Genomic DNA, 25,893 nt, shown 5'->3' on the forward strand with positions numbered 1-25,893 from the left:
GACCACAATCAATCGGGCAATCAGGAGAATTGAGAACCCTGGCTAATAGGAAAAAGGTCGATCGACTTAATCAGGAACACAAACCTCCGGAGCGCACAAACTGGGGAAATCCAAAGTTGTGACTTCCAGCGTATCCAACTCAACTTTCCGAATTACATGATTGTTCGTATCAGCAACAAACAAATGAGGCCCGATCGCACTCAACCCTGAAGGCTCAAAAAATCGAGCCTTGAGACCTTTAGCATCAACCAAACCTGCTGTACCATCTCCAATCATTGTTCTGCACGTACCGCCCCGGTGGTCTATCCGCTTAATTTTGTGATTATAAGTATCAGCCACCCAGAGGTAATTTTGAGCGTATTCAACACCCAAACAGTGCTGCAACCTTACCTCCTCAGCGCGACCATCTTTATCCCCAAAACCAAACAATTCACCGCTACCGCAAACAGTGCGAACCTTCGGGTCTTCATCTATACCCACAGCACGAATCGAACTAATTTCGCTGTCGGCAACAAACAACTCCGATCGATCCGTAGACAGGCCACTGGGCTGAGAAAAAGCAGATTCTGCAAGATTCCCGTCCACACAGGATTCTCGGCCAATACCCGCATAAGTGCCGATCGTGCCAGTGTCTAACTGCATTTCCCAAATTTGGTGGGAACCCGCCATTGCAATAAAAAGTCTATTTCCAACTCTTTCTAAATCCCAAGGCGAATTCAATTGCGTTTCTAAACCCTTGCCGCTGCGGGGTGAAATTTCGTGACTTTGTTCGCCCGTACCAGCAATTGTTTCTACCCATTGAGTCGTAAAATCAATCTTTCTGAGAGCATGATTTTCCGTATCAGCAACATATAGAATTTGACTTTCTGCATCAAAAGCCATACCTTGAGGTGCAAAAAACTCAGCCTCTTCAAAGTCCCCATCAGTTAAACCCGCCTTGCCGCTACCGATGACGTGCAGCACCTCACCTTCGAGGGTGCTGACAACAATCCTATTGTGGCCGGAATCGGCAATAAATAAGCAAGAACCGACTAAGTTTTGTATAACTGAATTAGCAGGCCCTGGCAATACAGTTTCATCTACAGATTCATTTTCCTGACTCATTTCGCCCAAAAGTGCAACCTGTTGGTGAAGATGTTTTGCCTCCGTTGCAGCGATCGCAAATGCCAGCACTTTTCCGGGAAAAGCCAATGGTGTTGATACAGGTTTGCGCTGTTTTTCTAAGCTAAAACGCAGTTCTTTAAAATTAAGCGCATTTTTATCTTTGTATTCAGCAATTAACTTGCCAACTAACTCGTCAAGTGCTTCTCTATTGCCTTCACCCGAAACAAAGCCAACGACATAACTTTCAGGATCGATCACCATTAAAGTTGGCCAAGCGCGAACGGCATAGCTTTGCCAAACTTTCATGCCGCTGTCAACGATTACAGGATGTTCGATATCGTAGCGGAGGATAGCTTGGCGGATGTTTTCTACTTCTTTTTCGTTTTCAAATTTAGCCGAGTGAACGCCGATAACCGTGAGGGAATCTTTATATTTTTGTTCGAGGTATTTTAAGTCGGGCAGGACGTGCAAGCAGTTGATGCAGCAGTATGTCCAGAAGTCGAGGAGGACGACGCGCCCTTTTAAGGATTCAATGGATAAAGGTTTTTCGGTGTTCAGCCAGGGGTAGTTTCCGGGGAATTCTGGTGCTCTGACGCGAGGCATGGCATCTCCTGGTAGGGGGTGAATGATTTTTTTACTTCTTTAATTTAGCGGGAAGTTTGGCAGGATGGGAAGGAAGCTGATTAAAGCAGGGTTTTTGGAGACAGCGAAGATGGCTGTGTCACAAGACGGGGGTCAGGGAGGATGTTAAAACAGACACGGAGTCAAAACGGTTTTTGCTTTTATAAATTACATAACCAACGACAAATAGATGCAACTTGATTCTCCTCATTCAGATTGGCAGCATTAGTGAGAGTCGGGTTTTCCAGTTGATGCCAAATTTCACCCGCCATCCTTGTCGCCACCGCTGAACCCACAAAGAAAGTCAGAGGTGAATGTCCAACCCGGAAAAAAGCTTCGCGTATGCGATTTAGTGCCGCTTGTGCCGTTTTCCAATGCTCATCTGCACCTGCAGGATCGATTCCGCCTTTAAGTTCGCCCAATGCAATAACATAAGGTGCCACCATAGATGGGTCAATTGCGCTGGATTGACTGGCTACCAACTCCGTCGGGGCAAGATTAAATAAACATAAATCCACATTGCTCCTGACTAGCGGAACAGTTAGGTTATAAATCAATGTGCGATTACCCAGCTCGCTCTCCCAACTTATCCCACGTAAAGACAACTCAATTTCTGTGTCATCATTTGTCATGGCTATCCACTTTTTTGTCTTTGAGTGTTGCCAGTAATATCTCTTACCAGCAATGGTGAGAGTCGAGAGGATAGCACGAGTTAGTTTTCTTTGTGCTAATGCTCCGCCAACATTACGCATTGAGCCACCAAGCGTGTCACCACGAGTCAGTAGAAATCTAAAGACCAATTCCTCCACAAAACTTGTGCCTGCTGGCTCAAGAAAATTCCTGATTAGACCATTGATAGCTTCAATTTTATCATTTGGCATCAAATGAGCAAGAGACTTGTCAGATAATCCTGCCGCAGTCAACAATCCCATTTCAATGCCCTTAACATTTAACAAATCAGCAGGACTCTCAGCTTGACCAGCAGCTTCTTGAAGTGCTCTTGCTTGGGCGACGTAAGGTGTAGCGCGTCGATTTTTTTCAAGGGCAAGTGCAACAAAACCCGCACGAGTGTCTTCATAGGTTGTGACAAGATCGTCACTGGATTGAAGATGGTTACGATAAACACGCATAGGTTTCGAGTTATTGTTTTTTCCATACATAAACGCACTTCCTCAAAGGAGCACGTCCATAATTTCCCATCTGTTGACTACTATTCCCCTTATCACCTGGTAAGACGAGAATATTTTCAGTAATAAAGCCTAGTTTTTCAGCAAAATCAGAAAGAATCATGTCCACTGAAATGCTTATACCTGCGTAGCGCACATTGTCATTAACCATAAACAAAAATGCCCCAGGTTTAAGGATACGAAAGCTTTCTTGTATTACGCAAGCCATTTCATAGAAATATCCTCTTACCATTCTTGGTATACCATTGTTATTCAATACGCCCTGTGACTTTTGGCTGTCCAAATATCTTAAGATAGCCTGCAACAGAGTTTGCGAATTAGCAATACTTAAAGCGACTTCCCAAGCCGGATTGATAGCCAATAAATCTTTGGGGTGATTTTCAACCGTACAACTTAGCATTTCCTGACGCAGATTAATTAATTCCTTTTCAGAAGTTCCTAGTAAAGCTAGCTCTAGTGCATAAGTACGAGTATAGTCATATCGATTGCAGTAGGGTGGAGATGTGATGATTGCATCGTATGTAGAGTCCGGCAAATCGGGCATTATCTTCAGACAAGAACCTTGATGCAAATTAATTTTGCCTTGATTATTCTGAGTTTGAAAAAGCTCAAGTTGTTGTGTAGGAGGTTCTAAGTCGTTAACAAGATCATTAAATTTTTGGGTAATAGCTTTACTGAACTCAAGAACCTCACCTTTATTGAAGGACTTCTTTGACTGGCCATGACCCGAACGGTAATCCCAACGAAGATACTGTCCATCTTTGCGTGTATAGCTTACGGATTCTAAAACACACAGTAAAGTCAAGACTAAAACTGATTGAAGCTTGGTATTTTCTTGATAACAAGCTCCAAGATATTGCTCAATTTCTATTTTATTTTGTTCGGAGTAAGCCCCTTTAGTGATCCTCAATTCTGGCAGAGTGACTGGGTTTTCAAATTGTTTCCATATTTGCAAATTAAACCATGTCTTTAGCCGCTGAAAATCATCAAGAGTAAAGGCAGTGTCTAAAAGGATTTTGGTATTAATTATTTGTTGCCCAATAGGTAATAATTCAATCCCCTCACCATCTATTCCCAAGTCGCTAGCAGCAAATAAAGCAGTTCCACTACCTGTAAAGGGATCTAAAATCTTGCCTTGAATGACTTGATATTTTTGGAATAAAAACTCTACCAGAGAAGCCGAGAAAGCTTCCTTATACTTGTACCACCTATAAATGGGTCTAGTTTTGTTAGCCTGAAAACTAACCAAAAGTCGCGTAAGCGAGGGCTGGACTACAAACTTGTCTTGAAAGCGATCGTGTAATTGCCTGTCAAGGTTATCAATCTCTCCCAGAAAGTCACTTTCCACTTCAGAGGCGATGTTGGAGATGCTTGACATATTTACCATGACTACAAATTATTAAATAACTAACTGTCGATCGTAGTATACCAGTATCTCGAATCCAAAAATGGGCTGATGTCGCCACCCTTGTAAATTTTCTTTGATAAACCAGAGAAATAACAGCTTCAGTCATTGGTTCCTCTTGCTTATCCCAAATTTTATCGTTGCTTTTCCCTGCAATTATTTTCCAGCATCACCAATACACCGTTAATTTTTTTGTGGCCGATCGCACTTGCGATCGGCCACAAAAAATCTAACAGCAACCGCCGCCGTTATAATGCCAAGTCGAATCAGTAATCAAAACCTTATCCGGCATTAATCCCCCCAACTTCCCAGCAGTTTTATCGCACACCGCCGCCGGAACTCCCCGCTGCAAAACGTGGCCTGCCCCGTCATCAAACAGCTCCTCAGACCCCGTATAAATCGCCGTCTTGCCAGTAAAAATGCAAGCTCCGTCATCCGGTACATCCACTTTGAAAGACACCGAATCAAGGCTTTCTAACAGCAAATCCGCATCCAATTGATAATTGTGTTTGTCCAGCAATCGGTAAGGACGGCGCGCCCGCACTTCGACTTGCCCAAAACCAACGTCTACAAGGTGTTGAACGTATTCTCCGTATGTCAAAGCGCCGGACAAACACAGGGCCCGCAAGCGTTGGTCTTCCTTCAAATGCTGCGGAATGGGGCGAGTTGCGATCGGATCGCTCATCAACAATCTGCCACCCGGTTTTAACACTCGATAAGTCTCTTTTAATGCTTTAGCTAAATCCGCAGGTTCAAAGATATTAAACAAGCAGTTTTGGGCCACAACATCTACAGAAGCATCCGGCACCGGCAACGCAAAAGCATCGCCTTCACAAATTTCTACAAAACTTGGATCAAACCAATCATTTTCGTGGGCGGCTATTTGCAAGTTTCGTGCAGCCGCCTCTCGCATTGCTGGAACCGGATCGACGGCAATAACCGCTCCTTTGTGTCTAGAAAAATATGCAAATTGTAGTGCTTCCAAGCCACCGCCTACACCTACATAAAGCACGAAAGGATTGCCGACGAGTTCGGCGGCGTGAACGGTTGTTCCGCAGCCGTAATTCATTTCTTGCATTTGTTGGGGAATTTTTAATCCTGGCAATTGCAAGGGGCTGCTTTGGACGCAGCAAAGCCCGATTTGGGGTGTTTCGGCAACATCGCTGTAGAATTTGGCGGCTGTTTCGAGGTAGGTCATTTTTTAGTGTCCTAATTTTTGATTTTTGACCGCAGATGGATCACGGGCGGGACGCCTATGCCACGAAGCCCAGAAAGTTTTTGTTAGGTGGCAAATTCGACTTTTTGTTCGGATTTTGGCTGATTTTCTGGTTGGGAAACTGTTGTTTCGGAAGGGTCTAATTCGCTGGTTGGCTGGCTAGCAGTTTCAGCGGCAACTGGTGGCGTTGGCGGTACAAGATTGGGAGATTGTTCTGGTATCGCGGGAGCGACTACTTTTGGTACTGGAGCTTTTTCTGTTATTTCTGGCAGGGCTGGTGGCTCTGAAGGATTAGCAGGTTGGGGTTCTTGATGCAGGAAGTTGCGGAACCGATTGTAGTATCCTTTATATTCCTGTTTTTTTGTTTGGGGAGATTCTGTTGGGGTCGGTTCTATTATTTGAACTGGTTCTACAATTTTAGGGGTTTCTAACTGTGGAGTTGCTGTCGGTGTCGGTTCTATTACTGGAATTGGTTCTACAATTTTCGGCGCTTCTAACTGTGGAGTTGCTGTTGGTGTCGGTTCTATTGCTTGAATGGGAGCAACTTCGGGAGCGACTGTTGGCTCTAAGTTCGGTTGGGTAACAGGGGTTTCTGGAAGCGTGGGTGAGGGTTGGACAACTGGTGTTTTTTCTAATGCAGGTGTCGGTGTCGGTTCGGGGGTTGGGGTTGGTGTGGGTGCGGGGGCTTGGTAGCTACGATCGACTATACCGCGAGTTTCTGCTGCTGTTAGTTCGCCCCGCACTAATTTTGAAAGAGGCTCTTGGCCGAGCGGTTGGAAATTTATCAGTCTGACTGTATTATTAAAGGCGTTTTTGACGATATTTCCCCGTTCGTCAATTAATTCTAGCTTTACCCAGTTTTTCCCTGGTTTGAATCCTTTAAGATATATAGGTTGCCACTGGTCGATCGCAAAGCTTTGGCCGTTGACTGTGGCTCGAATTTTCCAATCGAGTATTTCATCTTGGGAATTTTCTTGCGCCACTTCGTGCGGAGGGGCATTTGTCAAGTAAAAGTCGAGCAGGATGGGTTCTGCCCCGTAGCTGCCTTGGGGGCTGTTGTACGTTAATAGGGGTAATGTTTGATCGGGATTATTGTCGTCTGTTTTGGTAAAAACGTGAAAGGTGGTTTGAGCCGCGGCACCTTCGTTTTTAAAGCTTTCTTCCCAAGGGCGGGCGGCGAACACCTGCAGGGTATGGGTTCCGGGTTCTAAGTCGGAGAGCGTTAAAGGTTGGTTGATATCGTAAACTGCTGCATAAGGTTGGTTGTCTAATAAAACTTGCAGATGGGGGCCCAAACCCAAGTTTGCATCTTTGAAAATGGGCAAGTCCTTCACTTGGAACTCAACAGATACATTTATATCCTGAAGCACTTCGTCAGGTTTTGGATTCAAAATACTAATTTGAGGCTGGTAGATTTCTAGAGCCTGACGCAGTTGTTGAATGGCTTCTGGGGGAGAAACCTCTGAGATTCTGTTTACTGGGGCGGTAGCTGAGCCGCTCTTGTTCCCTGATTTGGGCAATTCGGGATGGCCCGCGCCACAACTTGCTAAACCCAAAATTAATACTGCTACTGCGAACAATGCCAGCAGCCTGCCCGCAACCGTTCTGTGCCAATTGATCCCAATCACGCAACCATACTCCTAGAAGCCTTCTCATAGGGAACTATAGCCCAAAAATGAATTTAGTATTGGGGAATTGCCGACTTCGGAATTCCAAAGCCGCGTAGGAACCCGGATTGAGGCAGCAGCGGGCAACCCATCGTCTCCTACTCTTAATTGCTGCAGCCTTTTTCCAAAACAAACATATATCTACAAATGAGTATTCCTAAATTACCTTATCTTTGAGTTTTGTAAAGTTAATGGCAGTACCCCTTGACTTTTTAGAGCGACTGTGGGATTTAAAGGCGTTATTACATCAAGAATAGAGGCTTTTTTAAGTATTGTTAACAAGCGATTAATACTCCTCTAGCAAGCTTATAATTCATAAAACTCCCTCAAAAGGAGCAGCCGTATCAAGTCTGAATCAAGGAGGCGATCGGCGACTCCAGATAGCGAGAAGAGTTAGCAGTACCCAGTCACATTGTTAGCGACACTGGGAAACTGGCTTCTTCACAGAAGCAAAATGCTTGGGGAAACGATGCACCTGCGTCTAGCTCTGCAAAGAGTAAAGTGCAGTGAAGTGTCGGCTTTTTCGAGAATCCCCCGCCTAATCAAGCGTGGGGAGTGTCCGGTACAGTGTTCAGTTCTCGTTCCTTGTCTTACCGAGAGGAGAGTCTTCATGACCATTAGTCCTCCAGAGCGAGAGGTAAAAGCTAGGGTAGTAGTCGATAAAAATCCGGTTCCAACTTCTTTCGAGAAGTGGTCAAAACCCGGTCATTTTGATCGCACTCTAGCTAAGGGGCCAAAAACCACCACTTGGATTTGGAACCTCCACGCTAACGCTCACGACTTTGACAGTCATACAAGTGACTTAGAAGACGTTTCGCGCAAAATCTTTAGCGCTCACTTCGGCCACTTGGCAGTAATCTTCGTATGGTTGAGTGGCGCATATTTCCACGGCGCTAAATTTTCCAATTACGAAGCTTGGCTGACAAATCCTACAGCCATCAAGCCCAGCGCTCAAGTGGTCTGGCCGATTTTTGGTCAAGAAATTTTAAATGCAGATGTAGGCGGCGGCTTTCACGGGATTCAGATCACCTCTGGTCTATTCCAATTGTGGCGCGCCAACGGCATCACTAACTCATACCAGCTATATTGCACTGCGATCGGCGCCCTGGTAATGGCAGCTTTGATGCTGTTTGCCGGTTGGTTCCACTATCACGTCCGCGCTCCGAAACTGGAATGGTTCCAGAACGTGGAATCGATGATGAACCACCACTTGGCAGTTTTGTTAGGCTGCGGGTGCTTGGGCTTCGCAGGACAACAAATTCACGTTGCTCTGCCGATCAATGCTTGCATGGACGCGATCGATGCAGGTGCACCGCTGACAGTCGGCGGTAAGCTGATCAAAACAGTTGCCGACATCCCCCTGCCGCACGAGTGGATTTTGACACCCGGCTTGATGGCTGACATCTACCCGAGTTTCGCTAAAGGTTTAACCCCCTTCTTCACCCTCAACTGGGGCGCATATACAGACTTCCTGACCTTCAAAGGCGGTCTGAACCCCACCACAGGCGGTTTGTGGCTGACTGATACAGCACACCACCACTTAGCTTTGGCAGTGCTATTCATCGTCGCTGGTCATATGTACCGGACGAACTGGGGCATCGGCCACAGCATGAAAGAAATCCTAGAGAACCACAAAGGCCCCTTCACTGGTGAAGGTCACAAAGGTCTCTACGAAATCCTGACTAATTCTTGGCACGCGCAACTGTCGATTAACTTGGCACTGATGGGCTCTTTGAGCATCATCGTCGCCCAACATATGTACGCGATGCCTCCCTATCCGTACATCGCGACCGACTACCCGACTCAGCTATCCCTGTTCACCCACCACATGTGGATTGGCGGATTCCTGATTGTTGGAGCAGCCGCTCACGGAGCAATCTTCATGGTTCGGGATTACGATCCCGCTGGAAATGTCAACAACTTGTTGGATCGCGTGATCCGTCATAGAGATGCGATCATTTCCCACCTGAACTGGGTTTGTATATTCTTGGGCTTCCACAGCTTCGGTTTGTACGTTCACAACGACACGATGCGCGCTTTCGGTCGTCCTCAAGATTTGTTCTCGGATACCGGGATTCAGTTGCGTCCGATATTTGCCCAGTGGGTGCAAAACATCCACGCTTTGGCTCCGGGCACAACAGCGCCTAATGCTACGGAAATCGTTAGCCACGCTTTTGGCGGCGGTGCAGTAGTAATAGCCGGCAAAGTAGCGATGATGCCGATCGAGTTGGGTACGGCGGATTTCATGATCCACCACATCCACGCTTTCACCATTCACGTTACAGTCCTGATTCTTTTGAAAGGCGTGTTGTTTGCACGCAGTTCTCGCTTGGTTCCTGACAAAGGCAACTTGGGCTTCCGGTTCCCTTGCGACGGCCCCGGCCGTGGCGGCACCTGCCAAGTTTCTGGTTGGGATCACGTGTTCCTAGGCTTGTTCTGGATGTACAACTGCATCTCGATCGTGATTTTCCACTTTAGCTGGAAAATGCAGTCGGACGTGTGGGGAACAGTATCGCCAGACGGCACAATTTCTCACATTACCGGTGGCAACTTCGCACAAAGTGCGATCACGATTAACGGCTGGCTGCGGGACTTCCTTTGGGCGCAAGCTTCTCAGGTAATTCAGTCCTACGGTTCGGCACTGTCGGCCTACGGTTTGATGTTCCTAGCTGGACACTTCGTCTTCGCCTTCAGCTTGATGTTCCTGTTCAGCGGCCGCGGCTACTGGCAAGAACTTATTGAGTCGATTGTTTGGGCTCACAACAAGCTCAAGGTAGCTCCGTCGATTCAGCCTCGCGCTCTGAGCATTATTCAGGGTCGGGCTGTGGGTGTAGCTCACTACCTCCTAGGAGGAATTGTCACTACGTGGGCATTTTTCCTAGCGCGAATCATTTCGGTAGGGTAAACTACCCCTAGGTTTTGGATTCTCGATTTGGGAGGAATCTCAAATCGAGAATCCAAACTCCGAACCGAATCCCTTCAATTTTGTTCAGGATTCAGGATTAATCAAGGCTTATGGCAACGAAATTTCCAAAATTTAGCCAAGACCTTGCCCAAGACCCGACCACACGGCGGATCTGGTACGGGATTGCCACAGCACACGACTTTGAAAGCCACGATGGCATGACCGAAGAAAATCTTTACCAAAAGATTTTTGCTTCTCACTTCGGCCACCTAGCAATCATTTTCTTGTGGACATCGGGCAGCCTGTTCCACGTAGCATGGCAAGGTAACTTTGAACAGTGGATTAAAGACCCTCTAAACGTCCGCCCGATCGCTCACGCGATTTGGGACCCGCAATTCGGCGCTCCTGCAGTAGAAGCTTTCACTCAAGGGGGCGCTTCTAACCCGGTGGATATCTCTTACTCCGGTGTCTACCATTGGTGGTTCACCCAAGGGATTCGGACAAACGCCGACCTGTATCAAGGAGCTATCTTCTTGCTACTACTGGCGGCTGTCTTCCTGTTCGCAGGTTGGTTGCACCTCCAGCCCAAGTACCGCCCCAGCTTGTCTTGGTTCAAAAATGCTGAATCTCGCCTCAACCACCACTTGGCTGGTTTGTTCGGTGTCAGCTCTTTGGCTTGGACTGGTCACATGGTTCACGTTGCTATCCCCGAATCTCGCGGACAGCACGTAGGTTGGGACAACTTCTTGTCTACCCCACCTCACCCGGCCGGTTTGGCTCCGTTCTTCAGTGGTAACTGGGGCGTATACGCCGAGAATCCAGATGCAGCAAGCCATGTCTTCGGTACTTCCGAAGGCGCTGGAACCGCAATTCTGACTTTCTTGGGTGGCTTCCATCCTCAAACAGAATCCCTGTGGCTGACAGACATCGCTCACCACCACTTGGCGATCGCAGTTCTGTTTATCGTTGCCGGTCATATGTACCGGACTAACTTCGGTATCGGTCACAGCATCAAAGAGATGTTGGATTCTAAGGCTGGTTTGGTCGGCGGCAAGAGTGAAGGGCAGTTCAACTTGCCTCACCAAGGCTTGTATGAAACCTACAACAACTCGCTGCACTTCCAACTGGCATTTCACCTCGCTGCTTTGGGCGTAATTACCTCCTTGGTAGCACAGCATATGTACGCGATGCCTCCCTACGCTTTTATAGGTAAGGACTTCACGACTCAGGCTGCGCTTTACACCCACCACCAGTACATTGCTGGATTCATCATGGTCGGCGCTTTCGCCCACGGAGCTATCTTCTTGGTGCGGGACTACGATCCTGAAGCAAACAAAGGCAACGTGCTCGATCGCGTGTTGCAGCACAAAGAAGCGATTATCTCTCACTTGAGCTGGGTGTCGCTGTTCTTGGGCTTCCACACTCTCGGCTTGTACGTTCACAATGACGTTGTAGTTGCTTTCGGAACTCCTGAAAAGCAAATCTTGATTGAACCTGTGTTCGCACAGTTCATCCAAGCTGCTCACGGCAAAGCTCTCTACGGCATGGACGTGCTGTTGTCTAACCCCGACAGCATTGCTTCTACCGCTTGGCCCAACTACGGCAACGTATGGCTCCCAGGCTGGTTGGATGCGATTAACAGCGGTACTAATTCTCTGTTCTTGGCGATCGGACCTGGCGATTTCTTGGTTCACCACGCGATCGCACTAGGCTTGCACACCACCACCTTGATCTTGGTCAAGGGCGCTCTGGATGCACGCGGTTCTAAGCTGATGCCGGACAAAAAAGACTTCGGTTATGCTTTCCCTTGCGACGGCCCCGGCCGTGGCGGTACTTGCGACATCTCTGCTTGGGACGCGATGTACCTGTCTGTATTCTGGATGTTGAACACCCTAGCTTGGGTAACGTTCTACTGGCACTGGAAGCACCTGGGCATCTGGCAAGGTAACGTGGCTCAGTTCAATGAGTCTTCTACCTACCTGATGGGCTGGTTCCGCGATTACCTCTGGCTGTATTCTTCTCAGTTGATCAACGGTTACAACCCGTATGGTACTAACAACTTGTCAGTCTGGGCTTGGATGTTCTTATTCGGACACCTTGTTTGGGCAACTGGTTTCATGTTCCTGATCTCTTGGAGAGGTTACTGGCAAGAGTTGATCGAGACTTTGGTTTGGGCTCACGAGCGCACTCCTTTGGCTAACTTGGTTCGCTGGAAAGACAAGCCTGTTGCTTTGTCGATCGTCCAAGGTCGTTTGGTTGGCCTAGTTCACTTTACTGTGGGCAACGTCCTCACTTACGCGGCCTTTGTAATTGCCTCGACAGCCGGGAAATTCGGGTAACTCTGAACTCTGGTTTCTAGGTAATTAAATGAAATCCCCTGCCTTCTGGCGGGGGATTTTTTTGTATATGTTGTTTAACTGAAGCTGTTAATCAGGAATCTGAGGCCGATCGATCCTCTAAACCTCATTGTGGGTAATAATAGAGAAAAGCCTGAGTCTTCAACATGGTTCAACTGTCTTCTGACTGGAATAATGAGGCTTATGTGTCTCTGCATCTGGTTCAGACAATGCTAGAGATGGCGGGTTTGCCTCGCAAGAGTAGTTATTCTCACTGGATTCCAGAGTTTAAGGTTAAAGTACCTAAACTGACTGCCCATAGTCAGATAGTTTGGACTCAAAAAGAGGTTGATTTCTTAGTAGAAGACTTGAGTCGGTATATTAACTTTCTGGTTGAAATTAAGACGGCTAAAACTAGACTTGATGCGGCAGCTCGCATTCAGTTACAAACGTATCTCAAATACTCTAATACAAGATTTGGGATACTGATCGATCCGTTTTTAGTGGAGATTTACGAATATACACAAGGACTCGCAACTCTAAAGTGTAAGCACAATATAGAAAACCCAGAACAAGTTCAACCAGTAGCAAATTTCGTTAGAATTTTTTTGGATACAGTTAAAATGCGTACAATTGCAATTTACACAGCTAAGGGTGGAGTTGGCAAAACCACGTTAGTTGTTAACATCGCTTATGAATTAGCCAAAATAGGTAATAGAGTTTTAGTTGTTGACTTGGATGAGCAAGCCAATGCTAGTCTATCTTTGGGAGTTAATAAAGCTGATGAGTTAGATAAGGCTACAACTTTGAAAGAGTTCGTGCAAATCTTAGATTCTTTGAAGGAACGAAAAGAATTGATAAATTTTCTCAAAGAATACGATCAGCCTGGATTTAAACCTAATGAATATATTCAACCTTCAGCTTTGAATAAAATATTAAGCCTCCATAATCAGGCCAACGGTAAAATAGATGTTCTCCCAAGCAGCTACCAAACAACCGATAGTAGCATCTTAAGCTTGGGTTTATATTGCAATAAAAAGCTCGATAATGCCCTGAGAAAAACGGGTTTATCAAAAGAATATGATTATGTAATTATTGATACGCCACCTAGCTTGACTGCTGTTAGTCAGAACGGTCTCCTTGCTGCTCAGTATATCATTATACCTTCGCAAATGGAGTATTTCTCAGTATATGCAATTAGGAGACCCATAAAAAATGCAGAAGAGATTCACGACGATACCAACGGTAGGAGAGGAAATATCTTAGGAATAATTCCTATGATGGTTGAAAATGTCAATCTACACACTACTATAAAATCTTTAGTTTCTAAGGTATTTAAAGATATCCCTCTTCTTCCAGAGATAAAGCGAGCTACCGCTGTTGGTCAAGCTTCTCATGAGCGCAAACCTCTTTCTTTATTTGCTGAGCAGAATAGAGGAGCGAGTAGTGTAGCAACACAATTTTCAAATTTGACAAAACAAATCGTCAAGCAAATAGATCACTTAGAAAGGAATAGCAGTAAGTAACATGGTCAACTTTTACAAAAAAATTGAGAGCCAACCTTCTTTTGTAGTCTTAAATCAGATAGAAATTGCTAGAGAAAATTCAGGCACTTCAACCTCAATCATCAAAAAAGTTTCGCAATCTCTAACAGATTGGAACTTTAACCTGTCTCTGCCGATTGTTTGTCTCACCGATGAAGAAGATCACTACCATTTGTTAACTGGTTTACCCATCTATGAAGCAGCTAAGGCAGCTAATCTAGTCAGGCTGTGGGTGTTTGTGATTGCAGCCAAACAACCAGAAGCAGAAAAGGCTATTGAACAAGCTGTTTTGCAGTCAAAGCTGAACGAAAGAGTTGTTGAGCCTCAAGATGTTACAGATTTCTTGGATTTTATTAACAATCCAAAATCTGACCTTACCTCAATCCCTGGAGTTAAAGATGGATACGCAAAGCTGATCCGTGATAAGCGTGTTTACAGTTCTCTGGAAGATATGCAGAAAAAACTCGGTGCTAAGCGGGGCTTAAATTGGCTAAGAGCATACAAGCAATCAAAAAGCTAAGCTCGCCAGTTCTTGAAATTTTGAGAAGTGCGATCGCCCTTATCTCTTCAAATCTCCCCATTCATCTGCATTTGATGCACCTTGTCCGCCAACTCTTGGCGGCTTTCCTTATCGAGTGCATCAATTGCCAGCATTCCCAAATACACTACTTCTTTCTGAGTTAGTCTGGTCGCTAGCGCTTGTTTTTGAATGACTTCCTTGATCACGGAACTGACCGCGATCGCAGTATTAGTTTTAGCCACGAATAATAATCAACTATTAATAACAACTTTCCTTGATGTTACCATCCTCAATCCGATTAAGTGCAATAATGTTTGACTTACTACAGTTAATCATGCTATAGTGTAAAAAATAGAAAAAAGCGATCGCCCCCGGTCTGGACAACTTAATGCCGATCGACCTATTCCTCAATAATCTCCACCAAGTCCTCAATCATGACATCAAAAGCCCGCGCTAACTTGTACAGGGCGGTAAAGTCAACCATTGATATTTCTGAACGACGAGCATAGCTGGTTATGGTGCTGTAGATCACGCCCGATCGCTCAGCCACCTCCTTGAATGTCCAGCCCCTCTCGGCCGCTAACTCTCGCACTTTTACTCTAACTAAACCCATTTTTGATAAAAAATGCAGTTCCGTTTTAAGATAATTGCATCTGAAAAAGCTATCGCCCTCCGGTCTAGACAACTTAAGGCTGATCGACTATTCCTCTAAAACCTCAACCAAATCCTCAATCATCACATCAAAAGTGCGAGCTAACTTCCGCAGCAAAGTAAAGTCCACCGTTGTCAGCCCTGGACAACGGGCATAATGCTTGACAGTGTTGTACATTACCCCAGAACGTTCTGAAACTTCCTTGAATGTCCAACCTTTCTCTGCAGCTAGTTCTCTGACTTTAATTCTTACTAAACCCATGCTTGACAATGGGTGCTATAACACCTTAAAATAAATTCATCTAAAAAGCCGACCGCCCTCCGGCCTGGAAAACTAAAGAGCGATCGTCTGTAAAACCTAATCTGGACAGATTATTTCTTTCTATCAAAAAGTGCATTTGCCATATCCAGAAGTCTACTAACCATATCCAGAGGTTTACTAGCCATGATATCAGAAACTCCAGCAAAATCGCGAACGATCGCAGAATCGAGAATAATTCACAAATCGCCAATCCTGCATCCGCTGGCGAGATTCGTTACCGAAGAAACAGTTGCACTCCTGTTCAATATCTCAGCAGAGGAGATTTACCGCATAGAATGCTGTCACTACATGGTGTACGTACACGCTAAATGCATCAGCCGCTTTGTTAGCTACGCCGATTTTCCTCCTATTTTACAAGTACAGCCGATCGCACTTCAAGATTTTGGCAGATGGTACAAACGCTGGAAAAGCAAGCAAGCACCAGCATTTTGGACTAAATTCTACACGTACAAGTTCAAAAAAGCTGTTTCAGTTGACAGCTTGCTAGAGTGGGGCCAATTGGTAGCTACTGTTAAATCGGTCATTTCTGGGGCCGCGCTGCAACAGCTACGAGATGTCTATACCCAAGAAAAAGAGTTGATGGAAAAATTTTAAAGTGCGATCAACTTAATCCTACTTGAACTTTCAATTAAATTTTAAAACACTTCATCTTCGATTCCCAGCCACCATTCCCCCAGATTCATTAAATCTTTGTGAAGGTCAGTAAGTTCTGTCATATACTCTTCAGCAGAAATCTCCGATCGCCTTTCTTGCAATTTTTTCAGCCGCAGTTGCACCAACAGCCAAGGTTTAGAAATCCCGTCCTTTGCTTCGATATATTTGGCTAAATCTTTGCTGTCCATAGTTATTGGGGGAGGGGCATAGGGCATAGGGCATCTGGCATTGGATCTTGGACAATTTTACATTTTAGATTTTCGATCAACTGGTAATTTTAATCTAAAATCGGATGGGGCCTAGTAATCGGTAATCATTAAGCTGTCACGCATTTAAACCACTAACGAGGCTTGTAGGGTGCGTCAAGAGTGAACACTTACGCGAAGGATGCGGGAAACACTTCTGTACTGACTCACCCTACTATCGTCTTTTAAATGCCCAACAGCTTAGGAGTTTTTGCAATAACAAATTCCCGATGCCAGATGCCCCATTCCCAATGCGCGATGACTACCTATAATCCGAAGTCTGAATATTCTTGAGCTTCGCAGCATATTTCATACCGTATTCCGGGCGACAGAAGCGATCAAGCTGAGCCTCAAAGAATGCCCTATTTGCCTTCAAATGCTTCGGATTGGGGTCATCCAAAGGATACAAAAGAGCCGTCCGCAACGCTTGAAACACTGCCGAAGTAACGCAGTACATCGATCGCTGAAATGTCACTCCAATTTGATTGAGAATATCATCTTCGCCGCGACAGCGCTGTTTGTAGAAATCCATCAAATAAGGCGGCAGGAAATGCAGCATATCTTGTGCTAGCAAAGTCGGCGGAATCCCCGCCGTACCTACCGGGAATTTGTCTGCATACAAAACTCCGTAGTGGAAGTCTTTTTGGTCGTCAGGAACTTCCTTAGCTTGAGCATTGTAAGATTTGGTTCCTCGGAACGGTGAAGTGCGATAAAATACAGCTTCCACGTAAGGTAACGCTGCTTCATAAAGCCAAGTAAAACCCTTAGATTTGGGGATGATTTCGTAGGTTTCGCCGTCGATTTGAACGTGGTGGTAAATCGGGCGTCCGGCGATCGCAAATATGCCATTTACTAGGAAATCCATCGCCTGTGGGACTGTGGTAACTTTCCCTTCGTCGTACAAGTCGGAAACCTCAAAAAACACCGGCGCCATGACTTCCCAGAATAAACCGAGATTGCTGTAATAAGACATTTGGCGGCACTGTTCTAAAAACATTTCGGGAAATGCTTTGTGAAGTGCCAGCATGAACGGGTCTTTTTTGAAGTAAGCTTTAATTGCCCGATCGGCATTAGCCTTATATTCGTCACTGTCCAAATAAGGATCGAATTGATTGGTGGGCACGTACAAGCCCCGGTGCCAAAGCATTGACCTCATGCACTCTTCCGCAAATTCCATGTTAATGCGATCGTGCCACAAATGGTGAAACAGCCGCGGGAGTTTACCAGTTTCACCCTTCTCCATGAACTCCAAGAGTTCCGGGTGAACGCTGCCAGTCCCGCGCCAAATCCGCAAATCTGCACCGTCACCTGCATAGTGATTTTGTAAATCTAAATACTCTTGGGGTAAAAAGTATTTAAAGAAAGGAAGGGGGTGTAAAAATACCCGTTCGGCGATGTAAAGCAAGTCCCGCCAGTAAAAGTCCATCGGCACCGCGTAAGCTTTCCAAATAGCGATGATTTGCATCAGATTTTCCGGCGTATCTGGAATCATCGCACCGCCTGCTTCTAGCCTGTGAATTACTTCGGCAAATTCGTGTTTAGAAGGAGGTAGTTTTGTTGCTGGTTTATTAGGGGTTTGTACCATTGTTTCTTCCTTTGATTGAGTGAATCTAAATATTTTGAATTATTGCAAAAAGCTGCGATTCTTTAACTGGTTTTCCGGCTCTGCTTGGGAACCGATATCCAGGCCGGCAAGCCGGAAAATTGGAGGCAGAGCCTCTGGATCTGCGTTTCCAGGCAGAGCCTGGAAACAAGTAGATGCTTAGTCTGCCGAGGCGGACTTCGTTTGTGTAGACGCGATTTCCATATCCAAGTGCTCTAGGGGATAGCTAATAGCAACTTGGGTATTTCTGTCAGCCGGCAGAGTAGCAACGATCGCATTTGTAGTAGATTCGCTCCACTTGAGCAGCCAAGCAGGTTGAATTCCCAACACAAAAATGATGCCCGCCAAAACCAGCGCCGGCATATTTTCAGCAAACGTAACTGGAGGGTAGTAAGCCGTGGCATTGTCCAACTTCCCAAAACAGGTGCGGTTGAGCAGAATCACAAAGTAAACTGCTGTTAAACCCGATGCTAAAATGCAGAGTAAAGTGGGAATTGGAAAGATCGAGAAACTGCCTTGAAACACTAAAAATTCGGCAATAAAACCCACCAAACCCGGAATTCCGGCGCTTGCCATGCCACCCAAAACTAACAGGGAACTGGCAGTGGGTAAACCCCGCATCGGGTTCATCAAACCGTTAAGTACGTCCAAATCCCGCGTGCCAACTTTGGTTTCGATGATGCCTACCAAATAAAATAGCAAAGCTAAAATTAAGCCGTGGCTTACCATTTGCCCGACTGCACCGATTAATGCCAGCTTCGTACCCGCGGCGCAGGCAACGAGGATGTAGCCCATATGCCCGATCGAACTATAGGCTACCATGCGCTTGATGTCTTTTTGGGCGATCGCGCTCAAAGCCCCGTACATCACGCTCACAGTCCCAATAATCGCTAAAACCGGAGCTATAATCGACCAAGTTTCGGGAAACATCTGTAAGCCGAACCGTACTAAACCGTAAGTTCCCAACTTCGCCAGAATCCCTCCCAGCAAAATTGCTGTTGCTGGCGAAGCTTCGACGTAAGCATCCGGTAGCCAAGTGTGCAGCGGCACCAAGGGAATTTTAATTCCCAACCCAATTAGCAAAATTGTTAGCAGGATTAACTGCAAATTTCTCGGCAATTCTTGAGTGGTAATCGCACTGTAATCGAAATTTAAAGACCCACTCAGCCAAGCCACACCTAAAAATGCTGCCAGCACTAAAAGTCCCGAAACTGCCGTGTAGATCAAAAACTTCATGGCAGCGTATTCCCGCTGCTTTCCGCCCCAAATCGCAATCAACAGGTAAAAAGGAATTAATTCTACTTCGTAAAACAGTACAAACAGCAGCAAATTTTGAGACATCAAAGCTCCGGCAATACCAGCATTGATCAGCAAAATCAAAGCATAGTAAAGCTGGGGGCGCTCCATCTTTTCGCCGGTGCCGTAAATGACTAATAGCGTCAGCAAAGCGCTTAAAACCAGCAGCGGCAACGACAAGCCGTCAATGCCCAAGTTGTAGCTCAAACCTAATTGTGGAATCCAAGGCAAATATTCTTGAAATTGCAGTCCCGAATTGGCTGGATCGAATTGAGTCAACAGCCAGATATTCAAAATGAAAATAGCTGCCGCAAAAGCCGAGGCTATTGAACGCAGACGCATTCCATTGATATTTCCGGGCAGGAACCCGACTACCGCAGCGCCCAACGCGGGCAACCAGAGCAAGGCACTAAGCATAATGTGTGAAGTGAAGAGTGAAGAGTGAACAATCTATTTTGCAGCCTCTTGTCTTTGATAATTTGAGAGTTTAGATGTTAAACTTTTGCCAATTATCAATCCCAGTTTTCATCACGACTCAGAAAGAATAGTGACTCGACCCGTGTCTAAATCGTAATACCCACCAACAACTTTCAGTTTATTCTCCGCAATTAACTTAGAGATAACTGGAGAGGCTTTCAACTTGTTAGCTTGGAGCACAACATTGGCTTTTGAAGCATTTTCTAGCTTGTCGCCCGTTTGGTTTTTCGAGCTTTCTACAGCAGGCTTAATCGCATCGAGCAAACTGCCAATCTGGCCGGGAACTTGAGCTCCTTTAATGGTTGCGTCTACCGCACCGCAACGTTTATGCCCGATTACCACAAGCACTTTTGCTCCCAATACCAGGGTGCCAAATTCTAGGCTGCCAGTTTCTTCTGGAGTAACAACATTTCCGGCCACACGACAGACAAATAAATCTCCCAATCCTTGATCAAAGATAATTTCCGAAGGAAAGCGGGAATCTGCACAGCCGAGAATAGCAGCAAATGGTTTTTGAGATTTGGCAACTTCGGTGAGGCGCCCAAAGTCTTGGTGGGGGTTTTGGCGTTTGCTGTCAACAAACCGCTGGTTGCCGTCCATTAACTGTTTCAGAGCTGTGTCGGGAGTCAAGTCAGTTTGAGCAATTGCTGGTTCAGGTGCAGCGAAATCAGCGCCTGCTCCTACTGCAAGTATCCCTGTACCAATAGCACCTGCGACAAATTTGAGGGAATTGCGCCGGGAAAGATTGAATTGTCTGTGGTCTGAATTCATTTATGCTGCCTTATTTGAACGAGTTTGAAATCTTTGTTCAAGACTTCATGTTTTTAAGATTTTAGATGAAAACTGCCACCTAAAATCTTCAAGCTTATATTTCTTTACCCGCCCACAATCAGCGACAAGCGAGCTAGAAGTGGCCAGCTTATGAGCAGTCCCAAAACTGCCACTCCGAACAGAATTGTCAAGGCGTAAAACTGAGTTTGACCGTTAACGTTGTATTTGAGGCTTTGCCCGCCAAAAACCGTTGCAAAACCGATTAAGTTCACGAATCCGTCAACAATATTGCGATCGACCCAAGAGATAACTTGAGCAACTAGACCGACTGCAAATATCACTGTCACCCGGTAAAGTTTGGCAGTGTAAAAGTCGTAAGCAAAAAAGTCTTGCAGGGCTTGAGAACCAATTCGCACCGGTTTTTCCCATTTTTCGTTCAGGTAAACAAATGCTCCGGCACCGATGCCGATCGCCGTTGACAAAACTAGCAGTCCAGTGGCGGTATAATTCAAACTTGCCCCTGGCAATAAATGCCACGCAGCCAGCAAGTGCGGAACGTGCAAAGTAAAGCCCATTAAAACAGTCATCGGCAAGATAAAAGGCCAGTGAACTTCCGGCGAGCGTTCGGTCATTTGCTTTGGTTGGCCGCCAAAAACTAAACCAAAGACGCGCACCAAGCCAAAAGCAGTGACGCCGTTTACAAACAGCACTATTCCTAACAAGAAAGGGTGAGTTTCTGAAAGCCCGGATGTGAAGTCTTCTAAAGCCCAGAAGCAGCCGAAGGGCGGCAGTCCTACTAATCCAGCGCTACCGACAATAAACGATATGGCCGATATTGGCCGCTTTCCCCACAAACCGCCGAGAGAGCGGACATCCTGAGTGATGCTGTTCCAGACTACCGAACCGATGCTCATCACCAGCAAACCCATTGCCAAGCTGTAGGCAAATATTAATGTCAGGGCTGTCTGGGCTTGTCCGGTGCCGACGGCGATAAATACTAAGCCCATGTAAGAGCTGACTATATAGGAAAGCGTGCGCTTGATGTCAATTTGGGCGATCGCAATTAATGAAGCACCAACCGCCGTCGCAGCGCCTACAATAATAGTTGTCTTCAGTCCGATCGGCGACAAAGCAATCACTGGCTGCAACTTAATCAAAATCCAAGCACCAGTTTCCACAACTACGGTGTTCCGCAAAATTGTCGCCGGCAGCGGGCCTTCCATCGCCTCATCCAGCCACAGGTGCAAGGGAAACTGAGCGCACTTACCCATCGGCCCGGCAATCAAAGCTAAGCTCAACAGCGTCGCTACAGTAGGGTCAAGCTTTGCAGTCTGAGCCCAAACAGCCAACTCGTCAAAATTCCAAGTTCCAGCCAGCGGCAGAATTGCGACTACTCCCATCAGCAGGAATAAATCTCCCACCCGCTTGGTTAAGAAAGCGTCGCGGGCTCCTGTCACCACCAAAGACTGATTGAACCACAGCCCGACTAGCAGGTAAGTACCCAAAGTCAGAACTTCCAAAATCATGTAACTGAAGAAGAGAGAATTGCACAGTACCAAGCCGCACATCCCCGCTTCAAACAGCCCCATCAAGGAAAACAACCGAGCCCAGCCCCAGTCCATTTCCATATAACCGAAAGCATAAATCTGCGCTAGCAAGTTCAGTCCGGTAATTAAAACTGTCGCCCCGACGGTGACAGCAGAGATTTCAACGGGAATGGTTAAGTCTAAACCTGCTACATTCAGCCAGGGAATGAACTGGTGTTGCGCTGGTTGGTTCCAAATAGCTGTGAGGGCGATGACGCCGTGTAAGAAAGCGAACAAGGTTAAGATGGCGTTCACGTAACCGGATGGTCTTGGCCCCGTGCGACGGGTAATTGCCGGAAACCACAGCATCGACAGAACTCCACCGATGAGTGGATAGCAAGGTATAAACCAAACCGTCTGGAGTAAGATTTGAGCCATTGGCATTACCTGTAAAGGTTACAAAAATTTAAAATTCTGAGAATAATTACGATCGCGCTGACGACAGCACTGAAAAGCCAGAAGGCAGAATTAGAGGCTATTTTGGCGTCAGAATTCGAGTTACTCGTTGTTTTGAGACTAGGGGGAAAGAATAGACTTATTAATTTTATATTAAGTATTGCGTTAAATTATCGTATTTCTGATTCAGCATATTTATCGGTACCGATAAACTCTACTTATAGGTATATATAGGGGCGGATTGTGTACAAACGAATATTTGTCGATCGCAAGTGCGATCGAACAATGATTTATTGCTCTAAAATATTAAAGCCGATTAAAACCGCTCAATGTCCCAAGCTGATTCTGGAAGTTTGGCTTGGCGCTGCCCCATCGCCCTTGCCCTAACATTCAAAAAACCGATCGGCGTATTGAATAAGTCTACCAGCTCCGAAGAGCCGAGCGCACTTTTTGCCGCCGCAACCGGAAATTCCTTTAACAGCCACCTAGCCAGCCGGTAAAAATATTCGCCTGTTGTGAATTCTCGCATCAAATCGACACCGTGGAGTTCGTGCAAATATTTATTAGATTCGCCGTACCGATACCATTGACTTTGCAACTGTTTTATTGTAGAACGGTGGCGGTGTCGGACGATCGCATTTTGAGCAAAATGTAATTGATAGGATGTTTCCCGCAAAATCCGCCAACACAAGTCAGCATCGCCGCCACTGGTGAGGTGAGGGCGAAATAATCCTATTTGTTGTAAAACGAGCCTCCGTACAGCTAAGTTGGCGGTTTGGCCGTAAGGACAAAAAGGGTGAGCGAGTGTATGTTTTTGAGATAAAGTATTTTGGCGATCGGCGTGTTGTTCTAAGATAGTTTTACCGGGCAATGCGAGTATTTCCCCAGCGCTAATTCCTATTTCTAAGTCAACGAATGGCTTAACTAAATTTTCCAGCCAGTCAGATTCCGGGCGACAGTCTGCATCGGTAAATGCAATGATTTCGCCTGTGGACGCGCGAATTCCTTGATTGCGGGCGGCGTAGGAACTTTGAATCTGATTTTCACTGAGGTGGCGAATGATTATTTGATTGAAATTGCTTCCTCCCCCTACCAAAGGGGGGACTGAGGGGGGGTTAGAGGCTGCTGTTTCGAGAATTGCTGAAGTGCGATCGCGGCTGTTGTTGTCTACTAAAAGATATTCTACTCTGTGTGGCGGATAAGTTTGCGATCGCAGGCACTCGATCAACTCCGGCAAATCCCTCTCGCCGTTGTAAACAGGCACAACCACCGAAACCTCCGGTAAAAACGTTTTAGTCATTCAGAAACAACCGTAAACGATAGCATAACTAATATTGAGTAAGATTAAACGAACCGCGAAGGCGCTAAGGAAGATAAATAAGCAAATGTAGTTCTTCCTTTGTCCTAGAACCCTCTTCGCGGTTATTCAAATAATTAAAAAGTGTTACTAATTTCCATTGCATTAACTGAGGATATCAATTCTCAAAATTATAACTTCCGAGCCTTAAACAGGCAAGATGCCTGTTCCACAACTGCATTCAGTTATTGTGGAACAGGCATCTTGCCTGTTTCTATGAAATAGTAGAAAATATCTCTTACATCCCCTGTGCAATCCGTCACGCAATCTCTTCTCAAATGTTGCTAGTTAACATCAGAATCATTAACACTAACGCCCCGTTAGTTAAATAAAAAATGCCAACAACCTGAGTTTCCAACCAGCCACACAACTCTAGATGATGGTGCAGTGGAGCCATTCTTAATAGACGCTTGCCGATGCCATCAGGCCCTTTTGTAGCTTTGTAATAACCTACTTGAGCAATTACTGACAGCGTTTCTACAAAGAAAATCCCGCTGATAATTAATAATATCCAAAGGCTATTTGTTAATAAAGCTACCGCACCCAACGCACCGCCCAAAGCTAAAGCACCTGTATCGCCCATAAACACCTTGGCTGGATTGCGGTTGTGTGCTAAGAAACCGAAACAACTGCCACTGATGCAAGCGCAAAAAATCATTAATTCTGGCGAAGTTGAGGCTACAGATGCACCTAGTCCCAAAAGTGCGATCGCCCCCAAACCTCCCATCAACCCGTCAACACCATCGGTAAGATTAGTAGCATTGCTTTCGGCAACTAGCACAAAAGCGGCCAGCGGCCAGAACAGCAAACCTAATGGCAATACCCAACCGAAAGGCAAAGCAACATTCGTAGAAATTGCAGGTTGATGAAACATAAGCCACAGACAAAATAGAGCAGCAAAACTTATTTGCAAAGCCAATTTCATCCGAGGTGAAATACCTTTGTTCGACTTACGTCGCAGAATTTGCCAGTCATCAATCCAGCCAATGAAACCGTAAGCTAAAGTTAAAGCCGATACGGCAACAACATCTGAGTTAAACTTAGACCAAAGTAAAGCGACTGCTACCCCCGCAGGTATAAAAAAGATGCCTCCCATTGTCGGCGTTCCCGCTTTTTTTAAATGGGCTTGGGGGCCGTCTTCGCGAATTATTTGTCCTGCTTTTAGTTGCTGGAGTACGGGTACAACTGCATAGCCCAACCCCGACGCAACTAAAGCACAAACAACGAGCGGCATAAATAGCGATGCAGGTAAATTCAAAAATCTATCCGCTACTACATCTAAACCGATCGCTAAAGTGCCGAGCCCCAAACCCAGCAGCAGGAATAAATTCTTTCCTGTAAGTTTGAAAGGCAGACTAAAAGGGATTTTCTCATCCAAAAAGTTATCCATAACACTCCTCACCACACACTATTTGAGAATAAGCAATTGACAATGGGGGAATAGGGTGCGATACAGGAGATTGAGAAATCTCTGAGTTTTTCTTCCCTGTTTCCGGTTGATTTCTTCACCCTTCTACCCGTTATTCTTCGCCTACACTCACATCCTCTTCTACTTCCTCTTCTAAATCATCGTAAGGACTGTCGTCAACTGCCATCAGTTCAGAAATTTCTTCTTCGTGCAGATAGTCGGGTTCTTGGACATCCCTTGCTAACAGGCGGTTGTTAGATTCCAACCAGTCTAAAAGAGAAGATTGCTGTTTTAATGGAATTACATCCGCAGGTAAGTGGCGAGGAATTTGACGCAGAGATGGGTTGTACATGATTATCGGTTTTTAAAGACAAAGACGCGATCGAGTGAAGTAACGTTTTGCCGACGAACTACTAATTTGATCAAGCACTTGCAAATCGGGCATTTAGCAAGGCTAAAGCATTATACCACAGGCACTGTTTGGTTCCGGATCGGATAAGATGGGAGACCCAAAAGGCGATCGCCCCCAAGCATGGGCATGAGGATAACACTAAAATCCGCTCTTGCCAATCCTTCTTTAGCCGTAAGCATTGTAATCTGAGACGATCGTCTTTAAGATATC

Annotated in this window: 21 protein-coding genes; 5 read left to right on the forward strand and 16 right to left on the reverse strand. The window is 45.9% G+C overall.

All coding sequences use genetic code 11. From position 1 onward, the window contains the following. Positions 1 to 66: 66 nt before the first annotated feature. From QT979_RS01790 to QT979_RS01810, 5 genes are all read right to left on the reverse strand, one after another. Positions 67 to 1,707, reverse strand: coding sequence for a thioredoxin-like domain-containing protein (locus tag QT979_RS01790; protein WP_333307832.1), 1,641 nt, complete (start codon positions 1,705 to 1,707; stop codon positions 67 to 69). 179 nt (positions 1,708 to 1,886) lie between these two features. After that, a complete protein-coding gene (locus QT979_RS01795) occupies positions 1,887 to 2,885 on the reverse strand; it encodes a type II restriction endonuclease (RefSeq protein ID WP_333307834.1) in 999 nt (332 codons plus the stop codon). Further along, on the reverse strand, positions 2,866 to 4,290 hold the full coding sequence (locus QT979_RS01800) for a site-specific DNA-methyltransferase (RefSeq protein ID WP_333307835.1): 1,425 nt from the start codon (positions 4,288 to 4,290) through the stop codon (positions 2,866 to 2,868). The genes QT979_RS01795 and QT979_RS01800 overlap by 20 nt, the downstream gene beginning before the upstream one ends. A 256-nt stretch (positions 4,291 to 4,546) precedes the next feature. Continuing rightward, entirely contained in the window at positions 4,547 to 5,515 is a 969-nt protein-coding gene (gene arsM / locus QT979_RS01805; RefSeq protein ID WP_333307837.1) for an arsenosugar biosynthesis arsenite methyltransferase ArsM, read from the reverse strand. Positions 5,516 to 5,598: 83 nt separating this feature from the next. Next, the gene (locus tag QT979_RS01810; RefSeq protein WP_333307839.1) at positions 5,599 to 7,161 is read right to left on the reverse strand and encodes a hypothetical protein; all 1,563 of its coding nucleotides are present in this window, start codon (positions 7,159 to 7,161) and stop codon (positions 5,599 to 5,601) included. 649 nt (positions 7,162 to 7,810) lie between these two features. Between QT979_RS01810 and psaA the strand changes: the two genes are divergently transcribed. The 4 genes from psaA (at position 7,811) to QT979_RS01830 (ending at position 14,505) form a co-directional block, all read left to right on the forward strand. Next, positions 7,811 to 10,105, forward strand: a complete 2,295-nt coding sequence (gene psaA, locus QT979_RS01815) for a photosystem I core protein PsaA (RefSeq protein WP_333307841.1) — start codon at positions 7,811 to 7,813, stop codon at positions 10,103 to 10,105. Positions 10,106 to 10,215: 110 nt separating this feature from the next. Then, entirely contained in the window at positions 10,216 to 12,444 is a 2,229-nt protein-coding gene (psaB, locus tag QT979_RS01820) for a photosystem I core protein PsaB (protein WP_333307843.1), read from the forward strand. A gap of 164 nt (positions 12,445 to 12,608) precedes the next feature. Beyond that, positions 12,609 to 13,967, forward strand: a complete 1,359-nt coding sequence (locus tag QT979_RS01825) for an AAA family ATPase (RefSeq protein WP_333211452.1) — start codon at positions 12,609 to 12,611, stop codon at positions 13,965 to 13,967. A gap of 1 nt (position 13,968) precedes the next feature. After that, a complete protein-coding gene (locus QT979_RS01830) occupies positions 13,969 to 14,505 on the forward strand; it encodes a hypothetical protein (protein WP_333211451.1) in 537 nt (178 codons plus the stop codon). 47 nt (positions 14,506 to 14,552) lie between these two features. On the opposite strand, the gene QT979_RS01835 is transcribed toward QT979_RS01830, so the two are convergent. The 3 genes from QT979_RS01835 to QT979_RS01845 form a co-directional block, all read right to left on the reverse strand. Continuing rightward, complete coding sequence (locus QT979_RS01835; protein ID WP_333211449.1) at positions 14,553 to 14,747, reverse strand: hypothetical protein; 195 nt, start codon at positions 14,745 to 14,747, stop codon at positions 14,553 to 14,555. A 158-nt stretch (positions 14,748 to 14,905) separates the two neighbouring features. Continuing rightward, positions 14,906 to 15,118: a helix-turn-helix domain-containing protein gene (locus tag QT979_RS01840; protein WP_006631308.1), complete on the reverse strand. Its 213-nt coding sequence runs from the start codon at positions 15,116 to 15,118 to the stop codon at positions 14,906 to 14,908. 87 nt (positions 15,119 to 15,205) lie between these two features. Then, a complete protein-coding gene (locus QT979_RS01845) occupies positions 15,206 to 15,418 on the reverse strand; it encodes a helix-turn-helix domain-containing protein (protein ID WP_242717445.1) in 213 nt (70 codons plus the stop codon). Positions 15,419 to 15,601: 183 nt separating this feature from the next. Here QT979_RS01845 and QT979_RS01850 point away from each other — a divergent pair, with 183 nt between their 5' ends. Beyond that, positions 15,602 to 16,072, forward strand: a complete 471-nt coding sequence (locus tag QT979_RS01850) for a hypothetical protein (RefSeq protein WP_333307846.1) — start codon at positions 15,602 to 15,604, stop codon at positions 16,070 to 16,072. A 41-nt stretch (positions 16,073 to 16,113) separates the two neighbouring features. Here QT979_RS01850 and QT979_RS01855 read toward each other — a convergent pair whose 3' ends face one another. The 8 genes from QT979_RS01855 to QT979_RS01890 all read right to left on the reverse strand — a co-directional run bounded on the left by QT979_RS01855 (position 16,114) and on the right by QT979_RS01890 (position 25,623). Next, on the reverse strand, positions 16,114 to 16,320 hold the full coding sequence (locus tag QT979_RS01855) for a hypothetical protein (RefSeq protein WP_172190588.1): 207 nt from the start codon (positions 16,318 to 16,320) through the stop codon (positions 16,114 to 16,116). Between the two features lie 319 nt (positions 16,321 to 16,639). Further along, complete coding sequence (locus QT979_RS01860) at positions 16,640 to 17,962, reverse strand: CO2 hydration protein (RefSeq protein ID WP_333228735.1); 1,323 nt, start codon at positions 17,960 to 17,962, stop codon at positions 16,640 to 16,642. A 177-nt stretch (positions 17,963 to 18,139) separates the two neighbouring features. Next, positions 18,140 to 19,693, reverse strand: a complete 1,554-nt coding sequence (locus tag QT979_RS01865) for an NADH-quinone oxidoreductase subunit M (RefSeq protein ID WP_333211444.1) — start codon at positions 19,691 to 19,693, stop codon at positions 18,140 to 18,142. 111 nt (positions 19,694 to 19,804) lie between these two features. Continuing rightward, a complete protein-coding gene (locus tag QT979_RS01870; protein ID WP_333211442.1) occupies positions 19,805 to 20,524 on the reverse strand; it encodes a carbonic anhydrase in 720 nt (239 codons plus the stop codon). A gap of 104 nt (positions 20,525 to 20,628) precedes the next feature. Beyond that, positions 20,629 to 22,488, reverse strand: coding sequence for an NAD(P)H-quinone oxidoreductase subunit F (locus QT979_RS01875; RefSeq protein WP_333307848.1), 1,860 nt, complete (start codon positions 22,486 to 22,488; stop codon positions 20,629 to 20,631). Positions 22,489 to 22,822: 334 nt separating this feature from the next. After that, a complete protein-coding gene (locus QT979_RS01880; RefSeq protein ID WP_333307850.1) occupies positions 22,823 to 23,806 on the reverse strand; it encodes a glycosyltransferase in 984 nt (327 codons plus the stop codon). Between the two features lie 331 nt (positions 23,807 to 24,137). After that, the gene (gene mraY / locus QT979_RS01885) at positions 24,138 to 25,253 is read right to left on the reverse strand and encodes a phospho-N-acetylmuramoyl-pentapeptide-transferase (protein ID WP_333211436.1); all 1,116 of its coding nucleotides are present in this window, start codon (positions 25,251 to 25,253) and stop codon (positions 24,138 to 24,140) included. A 130-nt stretch (positions 25,254 to 25,383) separates the two neighbouring features. After that, on the reverse strand, positions 25,384 to 25,623 hold the full coding sequence (locus tag QT979_RS01890) for a DUF3134 domain-containing protein (protein ID WP_006631296.1): 240 nt from the start codon (positions 25,621 to 25,623) through the stop codon (positions 25,384 to 25,386). Positions 25,624 to 25,893: the final 270 nt, after the last annotated feature.

The organism is Microcoleus sp. w2-18bC1, assembly GCF_036700365.1.
GTDB lineage: Bacteria > Cyanobacteriota > Cyanobacteriia > Cyanobacteriales > Microcoleaceae > Microcoleus.